Source organism: Escherichia sp. KCJ4928 (genome assembly GCF_004352695.1).
Lineage (GTDB): Bacteria > Pseudomonadota > Gammaproteobacteria > Enterobacterales > Enterobacteriaceae > ECMA0423.
In genome coordinates this window covers 1-690 of record NZ_SJWV01000519.1, presented here as the reverse complement: position 1 = coordinate 690, position 690 = coordinate 1, and the positions used below count along the sequence as shown (strand labels likewise).

The following is a 690-nucleotide window of genomic DNA, read 5'->3' as shown; positions in this document are numbered from 1 at the left end:
CAGCTGTGCCACACATGACGGGGGAATGTAACCTTCGCTATCTTACTGAAAATGTGCCATTTGCAGGAACCGGCGGTCAATCCTGTATGCAGGATTTGTATCACAGTTCCGGATGAGAGGAAGACGTATGTGGCCGTAAAAAAGCCGGCATTACTGCCAGCTTTAGTCATCGCAGTTAAGTAAACCAGTCGACTGACATCCCGGAAATGTCTCTCAGACATATCAGGGCTGCAGGCACTGAGCGTAAAGGGCCCGCAGGCCCTTTGAATACGGAGTATCAGAACGAGTAACGGAAGTTAGCGTTGACTGCATTATCAACGTTGTACTTACCAAAGGCGGATTTCTCAAACTCCAGTCCAAAGCGGACGTTATCCCTGATTTCTGCATTCAGGCCAACGGACATCAGCATACGGCTGTCCTTTTCACCTTTGATGCGTTTTTCACCAGATGCATCCCGCAATACGGTTTCGCCATTAGCCAGCAGGTCGAACTGGTAGCCCAGACCGGCACGGGCTGTCACTTTCCAGTCCTTACCAGAGAAGGATTTACCCACATCCACACCAGTTCGGCCAATCAGCGGATTGTAGTCCTTGTCCTTCATGGACAGATGCATTCCCTGGTCCTTCCATGCAAACTGTTTACCGGATACAGAACCGTAAACCAGCTCAGCCTGTGGCTCAATCCAGGCAT

1 protein-coding gene is annotated in these 690 nt (G+C 50.4%); it reads right to left on the bottom strand.

The window, feature by feature from the left end; all coding sequences use genetic code 11:
- Positions 1 to 277 precede the first annotated feature (277 nt).
- Positions 278 to 690: autotransporter outer membrane beta-barrel domain-containing protein (locus E0D98_RS25260; RefSeq protein ID WP_100009355.1), on the bottom strand; the 413-nt coding region annotated here is incomplete at its 5' end.